The organism is Nocardioides sp. FY1077 (assembly GCF_058681775.1).
This window is the reverse complement of record NZ_JBZWDB010000004.1, coordinates 345,038-357,929: the sequence shown is the minus strand read 5'-3', so window position 1 is coordinate 357,929 and position 12,892 is coordinate 345,038. Positions and strand designations below refer to the sequence as shown.

Here is a 12,892-nt window from a genome sequence, read left to right as displayed (position 1 = left end):
GCGAGGACCTCTTCCGGTCGCCAACGCCTCGGTCCTCGATCGGGACCGTGCCACGTCTGCGCATCATGCGGGTGGTGGCTGGTGCGACGGAGCCGCCCCGTCGGGGGTACGACCCGGATGAGCGAGATGGCTCGACCGCGCCCCGGTGACCCCAGCGCGGTGCTAGGACCTGTCGGTCGGCGCGTCCAGGCAATCGACCGCCTTGCGGAGTGCGCGCTGCCCGGCAGCGAGCCTGCTGCCGGTCCACGACACTCGGCGCCATGACGTCGCAACGGGCTCGTCCACCACGCCTTCGCCCAGCGGGATGAAGCTCGCACCGACCGGGGCGTTCGTGAGCGCGAGCGAGCGCGAGACGCCTCCTGCCGGCGTGCCGTCGTCCAGGACGTAGGCCCGGTCGATGCCGACGACGTACCACGTGCCTGCGCCGGTCGTCGCGGCACGAACCAGCGTCGCACCCCGCACAGGACCAGGATGAGTGGCGATCGCTGCCGCGGCCATCGCTTCGACTGACGCGGTCGGGTCCTGGCAGCGGAGAGCTCGTGGCTCCGTGTCGACGCTCGGCGAGTCAGTCGTCGTGGGCGAGTCAGTCGTCGTGGGTGGGTTCGTGGACGTGGCGGACCGTGGCGGCACGGCGTCGTCATCGGTTGGTGCCGAGGTGCACGCCGTGAGGCTGGCGACCGCGACGGAGGCGAGCACCCGGAGCCGACCGGATTGACCCATGTGCAGAGGGTATCCACAGGCGTGCCCGACGTTCCAGAAGCCCACGCCCACACAAGGGGCGATGGTGCTGACCCCGCTCACAGGTCGGTGGTGAAGCGGAACCAGCTCAGCCGGCGTAGCGAACCGACCCGCTGCGCAGCTGGCGGAGCCGCTGGCGCAGCGAGGCGGAACCGCGGTGCCGCCACACCCAACGCAGCGCCTGGACGGGGTGCCGGGTGCGCCAGTGCTCGTCACTCATCAGGTGGACGAGGAGCTCCAGCTCCGCGTCCGGGAATCGGAACCCGTGCGTCACACCGAGTGCACGGAGCCTGCTCTCCGCCTCTGCGCGCGAGAGGTCAGGGGCATCGGCGCGCAGGGACGCGAAGTCCGCGTCGTACGTCGCCAGCGAGTCGTCCTCCTCGACCCGGGCCCACCCCTCTGCGGTCTCTCGCTCCAGGTCGGCGTGTGCTTGCTCTACTCGCCGCAGGAGGTCGTCGGTGAGCTCGGGCGGGCGCCACCCTGCGTCGCGGCCCTCGCCGGGCCCGGGGCGACGGGTTCTCCTGCGGCGTGAGGGGTGCACGATGCCGCGTGACGCGAACCGCTGCTGCGCCTCCACCAGGCTCAGGCCGTTCGGGCCGTCGCACGTCCAGGGCGGGAGGCCGTCGTCCTCCCAGGAGCAGACGGGGCACACCTCGTAGTCTCCCGGCCCGGTCGGCAAGGTCCGGTAGCCGCAGCACGGGCACGTGACCTTCACGGACGCAGCCTAGGTGGGCCGGGACGCAGCCGAGCAGCACGTGGCGGCCGTCAGCCCGGGTGGCGGGCCGGCAGTCGTCGTGAGGTCGGCGTCGCCGCAGCCGCCAGCGAGCACCACCGGGCCGCCGACGCTCGCCCCGACCTCGAACACGCGCACAGCACGCAGGGAACCGCCCCCTCCCGGGTGTCGGACGCCGAGTCTCGGTGGCACCTGCAGGCGGGTCCGCGCTCCGACTGACGGTCGTGGCAGGGCTCGGTACGGGTTCGTCGCGGCGTCACGTGGGCCTCGTCGGGTCGTGCATGGTTGTATCCGGGCATGCGCCGAGTCCTGCTGCTCGTCATCGCGGGGGTCCTGACGGCCGCGACAGCCGGGGTGGGTGGCTACCTGGTCGGCCGGGCCGAGGTCTCCCAGTGCCAGCGTGAGCTCCGCGACACCACCGAGGCGCTCGAAGAGGTCGACCGGCACCGCGGTGCGGACTGGGTCATCGGCTTCCCGTCACCCGACGGTGGGTGCCTGGACTGACGGGGTCGGGGCCGTCCTGGGATCGGCGCGCTCACGGTCAGCGGCCGAAGCTGATGCGCACCAGCCGGCTCTCGGCCCAGTCCTCGAGCCGAGTCGGCCGGATGGTGCCGGGGTCGTGGGGCTGGTTGAGGTCAGCGACGATCTCCGCCAGCACGGCCCGGCGCTCAGTCGGATCGGTGACCGGCGTGGCCCGGGCAGGCAGGTCGGCCCGGACCCCGTGCTTGAGGTGGAAGGTGAAGGTGGGATCCGCGAGCAGGTTCGCGTGCCAGTCGGTGGCGGCCCCGCCGGCGCCGCTGCACAGGTAGGTGTTGCCCGCAGCGCGGTAGAAGAAGATCTCGATGCGGCGTGGCCGGCCGGTACGGCGCCCCCGTGTCGTGATGTCGATGATCCGTTCGCTGGTGCCTGCGGCAGGGGTGATCTCGATGGCTCGCCGGACGTCGTCGGGCAGGTGCGACGACGACGGGTCCCGTGCGGTCGTGCCCGGACCGCTCATGCGGCCTCGGTCCGGAGGGCGGGTCCGAGGAGGAGCCCACCGTCGATGACGTACTCCGACCCCGTGATGAACGACGCGTCCGACGACGTGAGGAACAGCAGGAGCCGGGTGACGTCGCTCGGCTCTCCGAGTCGGGGGACGGCGAACGGCTCGGGGGAGTAGAAGTCGGCGATCGCTGCGGTGGCGCCGGCTGCCGGCTCGCTGATGAAGGGGGTGGCGATCACGCCGGGGTGGATGGTGTTCACGCGGATGCGGTCCCGGCCGAGCTCGAGCGCTGCGGTCCGTGTGAGACCCCGCACGGCCCACTTGCTGGCGACGTACGGCGCGTAGTGCGCCGTGCCGCCCAGGCCCATCGTCGAGGCGATGTTGACAATAGCTCCGCCTGACGCGCGGCGCAGGGCGGGGGCGGCGACCTTGATGCCGAGGAAGGTCCCGGTGAGGTTGATGTCGAGGATGCGCGACCACGTGGCCTGGTCGGTCTCCTCGATCGGCGCTGGCGGGTTCTGCACACCCGCGTTGTTGACGAGCACGTCCAGGGCGCCGAAGGCGCTCTCGGTGGCCAGCACCGCGGCGGACCAGGAGGCCTCGTCGGTGACGTCGAGGTGGGCGAAGCGGGCGCGGGTGCCGAGCTCGTCGGCGAGCGCGACGCCGCGCTCGGCGTCGATGTCGCCGATCACCACGTTCGCCCCCTCCGCGTGGAAGGCGCGTACGTGGCTCGATCCCTGGCCACCGGTCCCACCGGTCACGAGCACGGTCTTGTCGTCGAAACGGCGCATCAGTCTTCCTCCAGCACGTGGGTGACTGACCGGGCCCACCAGTGGTGGGCAGCGGCCAGTGGTGAGCCGAGTGACTCACCACTACGAGACAGTAGGCCGGTGCTGATGGTGAGTCAAGCCACTCACCTCGTATGCTCGTGCCATGAGCAGGGTCGCGACGACGTACCACCAGCGCATCGCCCAGGAGAAGCGCGCGCTGATCGTGACGGCCGCGACCGCCCTGTTCCTCGAGCTGGGCTACGACCGGACGTCGCTGGCGCGGATCGCCGAGCGCTCGGGCGTCTCGCGAGCCACGCTGTTCAAGCAGTTCCCGACCAAGGCCGCCTTGTTCGACGCCATGGTCACCGAGTCCTGGTCGACCGCTGACGACGAGGACGCCCCGCCGGCAGGCGACATCGTCGAGGGGCTCAGCACCATCGGTCGCCGCTACGCCGAGCTGTTGGGCCGCGCCCAGATGACCGACCTGTTCCGCATCGTCATCGCCGAGCTGCCGCGGTTCCCCGAGCTCGCCAGTGCCCAGTTCTCGCAGGGGAAGATGCCCTACTTCGAGTCCGTGCGCGGCTACCTGCTGGCCGAGCACGAGGCGGGGACGGTGCGGGTCGACGACGTGGACCTCGCCGCCACCCAGTTCCTGGGCATGATCTCCAACTACGTGTTCTGGCCGACGCTCCTGGTGCCGGGCTGGGAGGTGAGCGCCGAACGCGTCGCCGAGGTGGTCGACGAGGCCGTCCGCACCACCACGGCGCGGTACGCCGCGTCCGGACCAGGTGCGTCGGCCCACGGCTGAGTCCACCGGCCCAGGACCGCGGCTTGGGAACGGGAGCGTCAGCCGGTCCCGGGGGAGCCCGTGAGGCTCGCGCGCACCCGGCCGGCGTGCCGGCTCAACGCGTCGAGGTCACGACTGTGCGGCGACGTGGCGGCGAACGCCTCCACCAGGTCGCGCACGTGGACGTCCAGCCGGCGGCGCACGTCCGGGTCGTCGCTGGCCTCGCCGACCTGGTCGACGAGCCGGAGGGTCCGCTGCAGGACCGTGGGGTGGGGCAGCGCGTAGACGCGCATGGCGTCCAGCACGTGGTCGAGGAGGTGCATCAGGGGGACGCCCGGCGCGATGACCCGCAGCCGTCCGTCCTCGTCGTACCGGTGCGGTGAGGGCATCGGGCGGCCGGCGAGGAGGACCAGGCCGGCGGCCAGGTCGTCGAGGGCGTTGATCGCGGTGTACGGATCGTTGGTGCCGGGCGACAGCGCGCGCACCGCCATCTCCTCCAGCAGCAGCGCGGGGAACTCGATGTCGCCCTCCGGGGTCCGCGCCCGCCCGACCCGCACGGCCCGCCTGACCGACGCGGACTGCTCCTCCTCGAGCCGGGTGGCCGGCCACGCGTGGGCGAGGGTGGCGCCGCTGGTCACGTGCTCCCCGGCGCGGACCTCCATCTCGAGGACCCAGTCCCGCTCACTGGCCAGCGCGACGAGGCGCTCGACGTCGACGCCGAGCACGTACCCGGTCTGCCGCGAGGTGATCGCCACCCCGTCGCTCGCGTGCGGGGGAGCGACCCCTGCCCCGACGGGGGCCGTCGCGTCGGCGTCCTGCGGGGGCTCCGCGGGGTAGAGCCGGTCCACGGTGCTGGTGAAGTCGCTGCGGACCTGCTCGGCAAGGGTCCACACCTGCACCGAGTCGCTGATGTGGTGGATGAAGTACACCAGCACGCCGATCGACGCGACGGCCAGCAGGACGGCCACGTTGACCGCCAGGTGGGGGACGAAGTAGTCCCCAGCGGTGTCGCTGACGACCCGGATCGAGCGCAGCACCAGCAGGCTGTAGAGGAACGTCGCCACGAAGACGCCGAGCACGAGCTGGTTGCCGCGGTCGGCCATGAAGTTGCGGACGAGCCGGGGCCCGTAGGTCGACGAGGACAGGGCCAGCACGGCGATGGTGATGGAGAACGTCGTGGAGGCGACCGCGAGCATCGAGCTCGCGATGGCGCCGAGCAGGTCCCTGCTGCCGGACTCACCCACCCTGGTGATCACCGCACCGAGCGGTCCCAGGCTCGACTCACCCAGGCGCTGGTCCACAGAGATCAGGCCCTCGGCGAGCAGCACCGCGGCCAGGCACAGCAGGGCCGGGATGAACCAGAAGCTCTGCTGGAGCCGCGACCACCGCGTCATGGCCGAGGCCCGGTGACCCCGAGCGGGGGAGGAGCCGGAACGCGAGTCGGACCGTGCGCGTCGTCGTGCCCACGACCGGACCCGCAGGCCAGGCGCGCCGGAGACCGCCCGTGGTCGCGCGCGCGAGCCCTGGCGTGCACCCGGCCGATCATGCCCACGGTGCCGTCGGCTGGAGGACCGCCTCGGTCAGGGCGCGGGTCCGCAGCTCGGTCACCGCCTGGTACTCCGGGTCGGCGACCATCGTGCTGAACGCCTCTCGTGACGGGTAGCGCACCAGCAGGACGGCGTCCCAGCTCTGCCCCGTCTCGGCGACCAGCGGCGTCGACCCGTCGCCGGCGTAGAGGACCTCGCCGCCGTAGCGCGGGAGGAACGTCGCCTCCAGGGCCCGGGCGTACTCGTCGTACAGCTCGCGACCACCCTCGGCGAAACGCAGCAGGTTCAGCATCACCACGGGTCCGCCGGGGTCCTCCTGGAGGTAGCGCTTGAGGTCGGCACCACGCGGGTCGATCGCCATGTCACGATCCTGGCACGGGGACCGCCCGCTGGTGGCGAGGCTCGGTCACGTCGACCCTCCTCCTTCGCGACGAGGTGGCTCGGCCGTCGCCTAGGGTCACCGCATGTCGTCGGTGGTGAACGTCTCGCTGTCCTCGGACGAGGGCGAGCTCAGCCCCCTCGTCCCCGGCCTGGAGGAGCTGCTGCTCACCGGCGCGGTCGCGCTGGTGGCGCTGGCCCTGCTGGTCCTGCTCGTCGTCGTGGTCGTGCGTCGCGTGCGGCGGGGCGGGGCGGCCCACGAGTCGTGACCGGCGTCCCTCGTGCCGACGCCCCGTGGGCCCGGGCGACCCTGCTGCTGCACTGCGGGTTGTTCGCCGTCCCGGCCGTCACGGCCTGGACGTCGACCCTCACCGCGACCGTGCTGCTGCCGGTCGTCGGCCTGGCCGCGACGCTCGTGGGCGGGTCGTCGCTCCTGGCCCTCCCCACGTGGCGGGCGACGGGTGCCCGGGTCGCCGCGGCGACCGTGCTCGCGGCTGCACTCGAGGCCACTGCCGCCATGGCACTGGTGCTGGCCTACTCGGTGCAGCACCCCGGCTGGCTCCTGCCCTAGCCGTCCTGCTGCTCAGGCGCCGAGGTCGTCCACGTGGCCGTGGTGCGGACGTCCGAGGCCCACCTGGTGAGACCGGGGGAGAAGTGCGGTTCTGCTGATACGGCGGCAGGTGGCGCGTAGCGTCGACGGGGACGGACGCATGGGCCCCCCGGCCTCCCCCCACATGCGGAGTCCCTCCGAAAGCAGAGCTGCATGCCCCCCTCTGACCTCAGCACGCCCCCGACCCCGCTCGCTCCCCACCGCACCCCCGCCCGCCACCGCCTCGTCGCCGGGTTCAGCGTCTCGGCCGCCGCGCTGCTCGTCGCCGGCGTCGCCTGGTCCGGTGCCTCCACGGCGTACGCCGCCGAGGCCACCGTGAACCTCGGCACGGCCGGGTCGTTCGCCGTCCTCGCCGGCAGCACCGTCACCAACACCGGTGTCTCCCACATCGCCGGCGACCTCGGGGTCAGCCCCGGCACGGCCGTCACCGGCTTCCCTCCCGGTCTGATCAGCAACGGCACCGAGCACCGCGCCGACGGCGTCGCGGACCGGGCCAAGAGAGACCTGAGGATCGCCTACACCAGCGCGGCAGGGCGACCCACCACCGACGACGTCACCGGCGTGGACCTCGGCGGGCGCACCCTGCTGCCCGGCGTGTACGCCGACTCCTCGAGCATGCAGCTCACCGGCACGCTCACCCTCGACGCCGGCGACGACCCCGACGCGGTGTTCATCTTCAAGGCCGGGTCGACCCTGACCACCGGCTCCAGCTCCCGCGTGGTGCTGCTCAACGGCGCCTCGCCCTGCAACGTCTTCTGGCAGGTCGGGAGCTCGGCCACGCTCGGCACCGAGACCGACTTCGCGGGCACGATCATGGCCCTCACGTCCGCGACCCTGGACAACGGGGCCGACGTCGTGGGCCGGGTGCTCGCCCGCAACGGCGCCGTCACCCTCGACACCAACGACATCACCGCACCCACCTGCGCCGCGGCTCCGCCGACGTCGTCGGCGCCCCCGTCCGCCTCCGCGACGGCGACCACCACCCCCAGCGGCGTCCCCACCAGCACGGTGACGGCCACCCCGACGGGTCCGTCCGGTCCGACCGGCGGGTCGAGCAGTCCTGCCCAGCCGTCCACGGGTGGTGGCAACCCCGGTGGCGGCACGCCGGTCGACGACACCACCGATGACGGCGGCGGGCCCTTCGCACCGAGCGGACCGGCCACACCGAGCGCACCGAGCACACCGAGCACACCGGGTGCGCCGGGCGGTCCGGTCGTGCCCGTCGGCAACCCGGCGACCGGCGCGGAGCCCGACGCCGGCGGCAGCGGCCCGCTCGTCCTGCTCGGGCTGGCGGGGCTGTCGGCTCTCGGCGCCCTGGTCGCACTCACCCGGGTCGTGCGCACGCCGCACACCCACTGAGCGCCGGCGGCCTCCGGGTGAGCAGGCACCGCGTGTCGTCGGGCAGCAGCCGCCCACGTGCTCGGCGGTGGGCGGTGGTCACCGCACTGCTGGTCGCGGTGGCCGCCGTCCTGGCGACCGTGGCGCTGCGGGCTCCTGCGCCGGGCGACCCCGCGACCCGGGTGGTGGACCCGGCCGCCGCGACCGGCGGTCCGACCGCTGCGGAACCCGCCGCCACGACACCGTCGCCCGCGGTGCGCCCTGCGGGGCGGCCCGCGGGGCCTCCGGCCGTCCCGAGCGACGCCCCGTCGCCGTCCCCTCCGCAGCACCTGAGCATCCCCTCGATCGGCGTCTCGACCGACCTCGTGCGGCTCGGCCTGAACGACGACCGGACCGTCGAGGTGCCCAGCGACGCCGCGAGGGCAGGGTGGTTCGAGCAGGGGCCGGTGCCGGGGCAGCCCGGCTCCTCGGTCGTGCTCGGGCACGTCGACTCCGTGGCCGGCCCTGCGGTGTTCTACCGCCTCTCGCAGCTGGGCCGCGGTGACCGGGTGGAGGTCCGTCTCGCCGACGGGACCCTGGCCCCGTTCGAGGTGCGCCGGGTCGCCACCTACGCCAACGAGGACTTCCCGGCCCAGCGGGTCTACGCCGGCAGCCCCCGGCGTGCCGCCCTCACCCTCGTCACCTGCGGTGGGGACTACGACGCCGCGCAGGGTGGCTACCAGAGCAACGTCGTCGTGTTCACCCGGGCCGTGCGCCCGGCATGATCCTCGTCACGGACGGGTCCGCCTCACCCTTCTGGGCTTGTGCGCACAGCCGACGGGTACTGGGTCCCCAGGCTTGGCCCGCACCCCAAACAGTCGAGGTGCGGGCCGGGTTGCCAGCGAACCTGCCAGCGCACCGGTCCTCGGCGTGACCTCACCGCCCTGACCTCGCCGCCCTGACCGGCCGGCCGGCCGGGTGGCGCCCGACCTGCACGACGTCGCCCGCCGAGCCCCGGGCGGGCGGCCGGGCGGGCGTCGATGGTCGCCATCGGGGTGAGGTGGGCCTGAGTCGATCCGGGTACCGACTCCCATGGAACCCATCCCGGCCACGCGGCGTGCCCTCGAGTCGTTCAGCGACTTCACCGAGAACGACCTCGCGCTCGGCGAGGAGTTCCGGGCCTCGCTGGAGGTGCTGCAGGTGCTGGTGCCCGACTGCCTCGGCGTCAGCATCGCCTACATGAACCACGGGGGAGTGACCTTCACCTTCCTGGCCTCCGGCACCGACGTGGCCGTGCTCGACGGCGTGCAGTACGTCGCGGGCGGCCCGTGCGTGGACGCCGCCAAGGCGGGCGACACCACGACGTTCAAGCGCACCGACGTGATCGACGAGGCCCGGTGGGCCACCTTCGCGCGCGCCGCGTCGTCGTACGGCGTGGCCAGCACGCTGACCCTGCCGGTCTTCGAGGGCGGCACGGTGCGGGGCAGCATCAACATGTACGCCTCGTCCATCAGCGCGTTCGACGGCCACCACGAGACCATCGCCGACCTGTTCGGGGCCTGGGCCGGGGGAGCGGTCGTCAACGCCGACCTGACCTTCGGCACCCTGGGTGCCGCCCAGGAGGCACCCGAGGTGCTGCGCGACGAGGCCCGGATCGCTGCCGCCGTGGGGGTGCTGGCCGCTGCGCTCGACATCGACGTGGAGGAGGCCCGGGCGCGGCTGCGCGACGCGTCGTTGCGCACCGGGGTCACGGAGGTCGAGATCGCGGAGGCCGTCCTCGAGGGGCGCGGCGGCTTCACCGCCGGGTGAGCTCTCGCCCCGGCGCCGCCACCGCGTGGTGACGGCGGCCGCGTCAGCGGTTCGCGGTGACCCGCTCGGCGAGCCGGACCGCGGCGTGGTGGGCCAGGTCGAACGTCTCGGGGTCGGCGACGGCCCGCTCGGGCACCAGCCCGCCCAGCAGCGCCGCCGGCCGGGTCAGCCACGCCCAGGCGCGCCACGGGTCGGTGCCGGCCGCCAGGAGCACCTCGACGACCGGGGCCAGGTCGGGCCGCGGCTCACCGGCCTCGGTCAGCTGGAAGGCCGGCACCACCGCCCCCGCGTCGGTGGTCACCACCAGCAGCCGGTGGGCGCTGGCGGCCTTGTGCACCTCGAAGCGGGTGGCGTTGACGCTCGCCCCCCGCAGCGCGGCGAGCGTCTCGTAGGTGTGGCTGGCGCTGGCCAGCAGGGCGACCCGCACCCGCGCCTGCTGCGCCACCTGCACCAGCGGCACCGGTACGGCGTGCCGCGGGTCGGATCCCTCGTGGTGCAGCAGCCGGTCGAGCTGCACGAGCTGGTCAGCGGTCAGCGGCGCGCCGGTGCCGGGATCGCTCCACACCGCGGCGCCCCCGGCGTCCCGCTCCAGGTGGGGGAGCCCGGCGGCAGCCAGGTGGTCGGCGAGACCCAGCCCCTCCAGCCACGTGGCGAGCCGCTCGCCCAGGTCGCGGTCGGCGCCCGTCGGGCCGTCGGTGGAGGTCATGGGTCCAGCCTGCCGCACCCGGCCTGACCAGGCGGGGGCGAGGTCGGCTGGCGCCCGGGCGGTCCGCGGGGCACGATGGCAGGGCGCGCCGCGCAGCCTTACGCCGTACGACCCCCGAGGAGTCCCCTGTGACCGCCGCCCTGGACCTCCCCACCGCCATGGAGCGCGCCGCGCTGGCGGTGCACGGGGCGCCCACGGTGGAGTCCACCCTGCAGGTGGTCGTCGAGGTCGCTGCGCTGTCGGTCCCCGATGTCGACCACGCCGGGGTGACCCTCGTGCACCGCGACGGCCGCCTCGAGACCTCCGCAGCCAGCGACGACCTGGTGCGCAGCCTCGACCGGCTGCAGTACGACGTCGGCGAGGGCCCGTGCCTCACCGCGCTCGAGCCCGACGCGGCGTCGGTGACCCTCGTCGAGCACGCCCGCCACGAGCCGCGCTGGCACCGCTACGTCCCGCAGGCGGTGGAGCTCGGGGTGCGGTCGATGCTGGGCGTGCGGATGTACGTCGGCGAGACGAGCATCGGCGCGCTGAATCTCTACTCCACGACCAGCGACACGATCGGCCCGGAGTCGCGCCAGCTGGCGCAGTACCTGGCCAGCCACGCCGCGCTCGCGCTGGGTCACCGCCGCGAGGTGGAGAACCTGCAGCAGGCCGTGGCGACCCGGCAGGTCATCGGCCAGGCCATCGGCATCGCCATGGAGCGCTACGGCCTCGACGCCGACCGCGCCTTCGACTACCTGGTGCGGGTCTCGGCGACCAGCCAGGTCAAGCTCCGCGCCGTGGCCGAGGAGCTGGTGCTGGCCCCGGGGCCCGCGACCTGACCGCGCGGCGCCGCCAGCGGGGGTCGGTCCTCAGGCGGCCCTCGTGCCGGGACGGCAGGATGGGGCCGTGACGACCTCCGCCGCCGGCTCCACGCACGGGCCCGCCTCGGCTCCCGCCCCGCTTCCCCGGGCCCTGCTGCTGGTCGAGCTGGTCGTGGTGCTGTCGCTGTCGCTGGGCCGATCCGGGGTCTACGCGCTGGTCAGCCTGCTCGAGTCGGCCACCGCACCCGGGGCGCTGCAGGACCAGAGCGCCACGATGAACGGCTCCTACGCCCCCGACCGGCCGTGGTTCGACCTCACCTACCAGCTGCTGGGCCTCGGGTTCTCCCTGGTGCCGGTCGCCCTGGCGGCGTACCTGCTGGTGCGCTCGGGTGACTCGGTGCGCGGGCTGTGGGCCCGCGGGGGCCGGTGGCTCACCGGGCTCGACCTCGTCCGGGGCGCCGTGGTGGCGGCCGCGGTGGGGTCGGTGGGCGTGGCGTTCTACCTGCTGTCCCACGCCCTCGGCCTGAGCCTCACCGTGGTGGCCGACGCGCTGCCCGATGTGTGGTGGCACGTGCCGGTGCTGGTCCTCTCGGCGCTGGAGAACGCGTTGCTCGAGGAGCTGCTGGTGCTCGGCTACGTGCTGGTGCGCCTGCGCCAGCTCGGCCTCGGCGACGTCGCTGCCATCGTCGTGGCCGCGGTGCTGCGGGGCAGCTACCACCTCTACCAGGGCCTCGGCGGGTTCGTCGGCAACCTGGTGATGGGCCTGCTGTTCGCCTGGCTCTACCGCCGGTGGGGCCGGCTGGCGCCGCTGGTCGTCGCCCACACCCTGCTCGACGTCGGTGCGTTCGTCGGGTACGCCGTGCTCGCGGGCTCGGTGTCGTGGCTGCCGACCTGAGCCGGGCCCCGACCGCTGCCGCGCGAGGCCCTCAGTCGCGCAGGTCGCCGACGGACTCGACGTGGGTCACCACGTCGGCCAGCGCGGCCCGGTGGGTGCGGTAGGACGCGGTGGGGTGCGCGGGGTCGGGGTGGCCGAAGGAGATGCCGCACACGACCCGGCGGTCCTCGGCCAGGCCCAGCGCGTCGTGCAGCAGGGGTGACTGCCCTGCCAGGGCGGCCTGCGCGCAGGCGCCGAGACCGAGGGCCTGCGCGGCCAGCAGGAACGTCTGCACGTAGAGCCCGCAGTCGACGGCCCCGTAGGTGCCGAGCTCGGCGGCCGTGGTGACCACCGCGACGTGCGGCGCACCGAACAGCTCGAAGTTGCGCAGCCCCTCGGCGAACGACGCCTCCCGGTCGCCCTTGGCGATGCCGACGGCGTCGTAGAGCTGCCAGCCGCTCTCGCGGCGTCGCTGCTGGCGCTCGGCGGTGTAGGTCTGCGGGAAGGGGAAGTCGCTCCCGGCGCGGTCGAACGAGGCCAGCATGCGGGCGCTCAGCTCACGGGCGGCCGCGCCGGAGACCAGGTGGACCTGCCAGGGCTGGGTGTTGCACCACGACGGGGTGCACTGCGCGGCGGTGAGCAGGCGCTCCACCACCGCGTCGGCGACGGGGTAGGGGAGGTAGCCGCGGCAGCTCCAGCGGTCGGCGAGCAGGCGTTCGAGGGCGTCGATGTCGCGCACGGCGTCGTCCATGGCCTCATCATGACAGCGTCGCTGTCACGGTGGGGTCGACGGGGCCCGGCGCCGCGTGCCTGAGCCGGCGGCCCCGCACCCGTTCCC

17 protein-coding genes are annotated in these 12,892 nt (G+C 73.9%); 9 read left to right on the top strand and 8 right to left on the bottom strand.

Annotation, left to right across the window (positions count from 1 at the left end):
* Positions 1-162: 162 nt before the first annotated feature.
* The gene (locus AC4OR8_RS16935) at positions 163-462 is read right to left on the bottom strand and encodes a hypothetical protein (RefSeq protein ID WP_492166765.1); all 300 of its coding nucleotides are present in this window, start codon (positions 460-462) and stop codon (positions 163-165) included.
* 364 nt (positions 463-826) lie between these two features.
* Positions 827-1,453: a CPCC family cysteine-rich protein gene (locus AC4OR8_RS16930; RefSeq protein ID WP_492166764.1), complete on the bottom strand. Its 627-nt coding sequence runs from the start codon at positions 1,451-1,453 to the stop codon at positions 827-829.
* Between the two features lie 315 nt (positions 1,454-1,768).
* Here AC4OR8_RS16930 and AC4OR8_RS16925 point away from each other — a divergent pair, with 315 nt between their 5' ends.
* On the top strand, positions 1,769-1,975 hold the full coding sequence (locus AC4OR8_RS16925; protein ID WP_492166763.1) for a type II secretion system protein: 207 nt from the start codon (positions 1,769-1,771) through the stop codon (positions 1,973-1,975).
* Positions 1,976-2,012: 37 nt separating this feature from the next.
* Here AC4OR8_RS16925 and AC4OR8_RS16920 read toward each other — a convergent pair whose 3' ends face one another.
* Complete coding sequence (locus AC4OR8_RS16920) at positions 2,013-2,468, bottom strand: nitroreductase/quinone reductase family protein (protein ID WP_492166762.1); 456 nt, start codon at positions 2,466-2,468, stop codon at positions 2,013-2,015.
* The gene (locus AC4OR8_RS16915) at positions 2,465-3,244 is read right to left on the bottom strand and encodes a glucose 1-dehydrogenase (RefSeq protein WP_492166761.1); all 780 of its coding nucleotides are present in this window, start codon (positions 3,242-3,244) and stop codon (positions 2,465-2,467) included. Before AC4OR8_RS16915 ends, AC4OR8_RS16920 begins: the two co-directional genes overlap by 4 nt.
* A gap of 142 nt (positions 3,245-3,386) precedes the next feature.
* Here AC4OR8_RS16915 and AC4OR8_RS16910 point away from each other — a divergent pair, with 142 nt between their 5' ends.
* A complete protein-coding gene (locus AC4OR8_RS16910) occupies positions 3,387-4,031 on the top strand; it encodes a TetR/AcrR family transcriptional regulator (RefSeq protein ID WP_492166760.1) in 645 nt (214 codons plus the stop codon).
* 38 nt (positions 4,032-4,069) lie between these two features.
* Here AC4OR8_RS16910 and AC4OR8_RS16905 read toward each other — a convergent pair whose 3' ends face one another.
* Positions 4,070-5,404, bottom strand: coding sequence for a DUF2254 domain-containing protein (locus tag AC4OR8_RS16905; RefSeq protein ID WP_492166759.1), 1,335 nt, complete (start codon positions 5,402-5,404; stop codon positions 4,070-4,072).
* Positions 5,405-5,552: 148 nt separating this feature from the next.
* Complete coding sequence (locus AC4OR8_RS16900) at positions 5,553-5,918, bottom strand: DUF1330 domain-containing protein (protein ID WP_492166758.1); 366 nt, start codon at positions 5,916-5,918, stop codon at positions 5,553-5,555.
* A gap of 103 nt (positions 5,919-6,021) precedes the next feature.
* Between AC4OR8_RS16900 and AC4OR8_RS16895 the strand changes: the two genes are divergently transcribed.
* The 5 genes from AC4OR8_RS16895 to AC4OR8_RS16875 all read left to right on the top strand — a co-directional run bounded on the left by AC4OR8_RS16895 (position 6,022) and on the right by AC4OR8_RS16875 (position 9,671).
* Positions 6,022-6,204, top strand: coding sequence for a hypothetical protein (locus AC4OR8_RS16895; RefSeq protein WP_492166757.1), 183 nt, complete (start codon positions 6,022-6,024; stop codon positions 6,202-6,204).
* Positions 6,201-6,506, top strand: coding sequence for a hypothetical protein (locus tag AC4OR8_RS16890; protein WP_492166756.1), 306 nt, complete (start codon positions 6,201-6,203; stop codon positions 6,504-6,506). The genes AC4OR8_RS16895 and AC4OR8_RS16890 overlap by 4 nt, the downstream gene beginning before the upstream one ends.
* 192 nt (positions 6,507-6,698) lie before the next feature.
* The gene (locus AC4OR8_RS16885) at positions 6,699-7,904 is read left to right on the top strand and encodes an ice-binding family protein (RefSeq protein ID WP_492166755.1); all 1,206 of its coding nucleotides are present in this window, start codon (positions 6,699-6,701) and stop codon (positions 7,902-7,904) included.
* A gap of 74 nt (positions 7,905-7,978) precedes the next feature.
* The gene (locus AC4OR8_RS16880) at positions 7,979-8,647 is read left to right on the top strand and encodes a class F sortase (protein WP_492166754.1); all 669 of its coding nucleotides are present in this window, start codon (positions 7,979-7,981) and stop codon (positions 8,645-8,647) included.
* 307 nt (positions 8,648-8,954) lie between these two features.
* Complete coding sequence (locus AC4OR8_RS16875) at positions 8,955-9,671, top strand: ANTAR domain-containing protein (protein WP_492166753.1); 717 nt, start codon at positions 8,955-8,957, stop codon at positions 9,669-9,671.
* 43 nt (positions 9,672-9,714) lie between these two features.
* Here AC4OR8_RS16875 and AC4OR8_RS16870 read toward each other — a convergent pair whose 3' ends face one another.
* A complete protein-coding gene (locus AC4OR8_RS16870) occupies positions 9,715-10,377 on the bottom strand; it encodes a hypothetical protein (RefSeq protein WP_492166752.1) in 663 nt (220 codons plus the stop codon).
* 128 nt (positions 10,378-10,505) lie between these two features.
* On the opposite strand from AC4OR8_RS16870, the gene AC4OR8_RS16865 reads away from it, so the two are divergent.
* Both AC4OR8_RS16865 and AC4OR8_RS16860 read left to right on the top strand, forming a co-directional pair.
* Positions 10,506-11,198, top strand: coding sequence for an ANTAR domain-containing protein (locus AC4OR8_RS16865; protein WP_492166751.1), 693 nt, complete (start codon positions 10,506-10,508; stop codon positions 11,196-11,198).
* Positions 11,199-11,265: 67 nt separating this feature from the next.
* On the top strand, positions 11,266-12,075 hold the full coding sequence (locus AC4OR8_RS16860) for a CPBP family intramembrane glutamic endopeptidase (RefSeq protein ID WP_492166750.1): 810 nt from the start codon (positions 11,266-11,268) through the stop codon (positions 12,073-12,075).
* Between the two features lie 31 nt (positions 12,076-12,106).
* Here AC4OR8_RS16860 and AC4OR8_RS16855 read toward each other — a convergent pair whose 3' ends face one another.
* Positions 12,107-12,805 carry a nitroreductase gene (locus AC4OR8_RS16855; RefSeq protein WP_492166749.1) on the bottom strand — a complete coding sequence of 233 codons (699 nt, stop codon included), beginning with the start codon at positions 12,803-12,805 and terminating at the stop codon, positions 12,107-12,109.
* Between the last annotated feature and the right edge of the window lie 87 nt (positions 12,806-12,892).

What these genes read in the sequence shown, in the direction of transcription:
- AC4OR8_RS16925 (WP_492166763.1), top strand. Translation starts at nt 1,769, where the DNA reads ATGCGCCGAGTCCTGCTGCTCGTCATCGCGGGGGTCCTGACGGCCGCG.
- AC4OR8_RS16920 (WP_492166762.1), bottom strand. Translation starts at nt 2,468, where the DNA reads ATGAGCGGTCCGGGCACGACCGCACGGGACCCGTCGTCGTCGCACCTG.
- AC4OR8_RS16915 (WP_492166761.1), bottom strand. Translation starts at nt 3,244, where the DNA reads ATGCGCCGTTTCGACGACAAGACCGTGCTCGTGACCGGTGGGACCGGT.
- AC4OR8_RS16910 (WP_492166760.1), top strand. Translation starts at nt 3,387, where the DNA reads ATGAGCAGGGTCGCGACGACGTACCACCAGCGCATCGCCCAGGAGAAG.
- AC4OR8_RS16905 (WP_492166759.1), bottom strand. Translation starts at nt 5,404, where the DNA reads ATGACGCGGTGGTCGCGGCTCCAGCAGAGCTTCTGGTTCATCCCGGCC.
- AC4OR8_RS16900 (WP_492166758.1), bottom strand. Translation starts at nt 5,918, where the DNA reads ATGGCGATCGACCCGCGTGGTGCCGACCTCAAGCGCTACCTCCAGGAG.
- AC4OR8_RS16895 (WP_492166757.1), top strand. Translation starts at nt 6,022, where the DNA reads ATGTCGTCGGTGGTGAACGTCTCGCTGTCCTCGGACGAGGGCGAGCTC.
- AC4OR8_RS16885 (WP_492166755.1), top strand. Translation starts at nt 6,699, where the DNA reads ATGCCCCCCTCTGACCTCAGCACGCCCCCGACCCCGCTCGCTCCCCAC.
- AC4OR8_RS16875 (WP_492166753.1), top strand. Translation starts at nt 8,955, where the DNA reads ATGGAACCCATCCCGGCCACGCGGCGTGCCCTCGAGTCGTTCAGCGAC.
- AC4OR8_RS16870 (WP_492166752.1), bottom strand. Translation starts at nt 10,377, where the DNA reads ATGACCTCCACCGACGGCCCGACGGGCGCCGACCGCGACCTGGGCGAG.
- AC4OR8_RS16855 (WP_492166749.1), bottom strand. Translation starts at nt 12,805, where the DNA reads ATGGACGACGCCGTGCGCGACATCGACGCCCTCGAACGCCTGCTCGCC.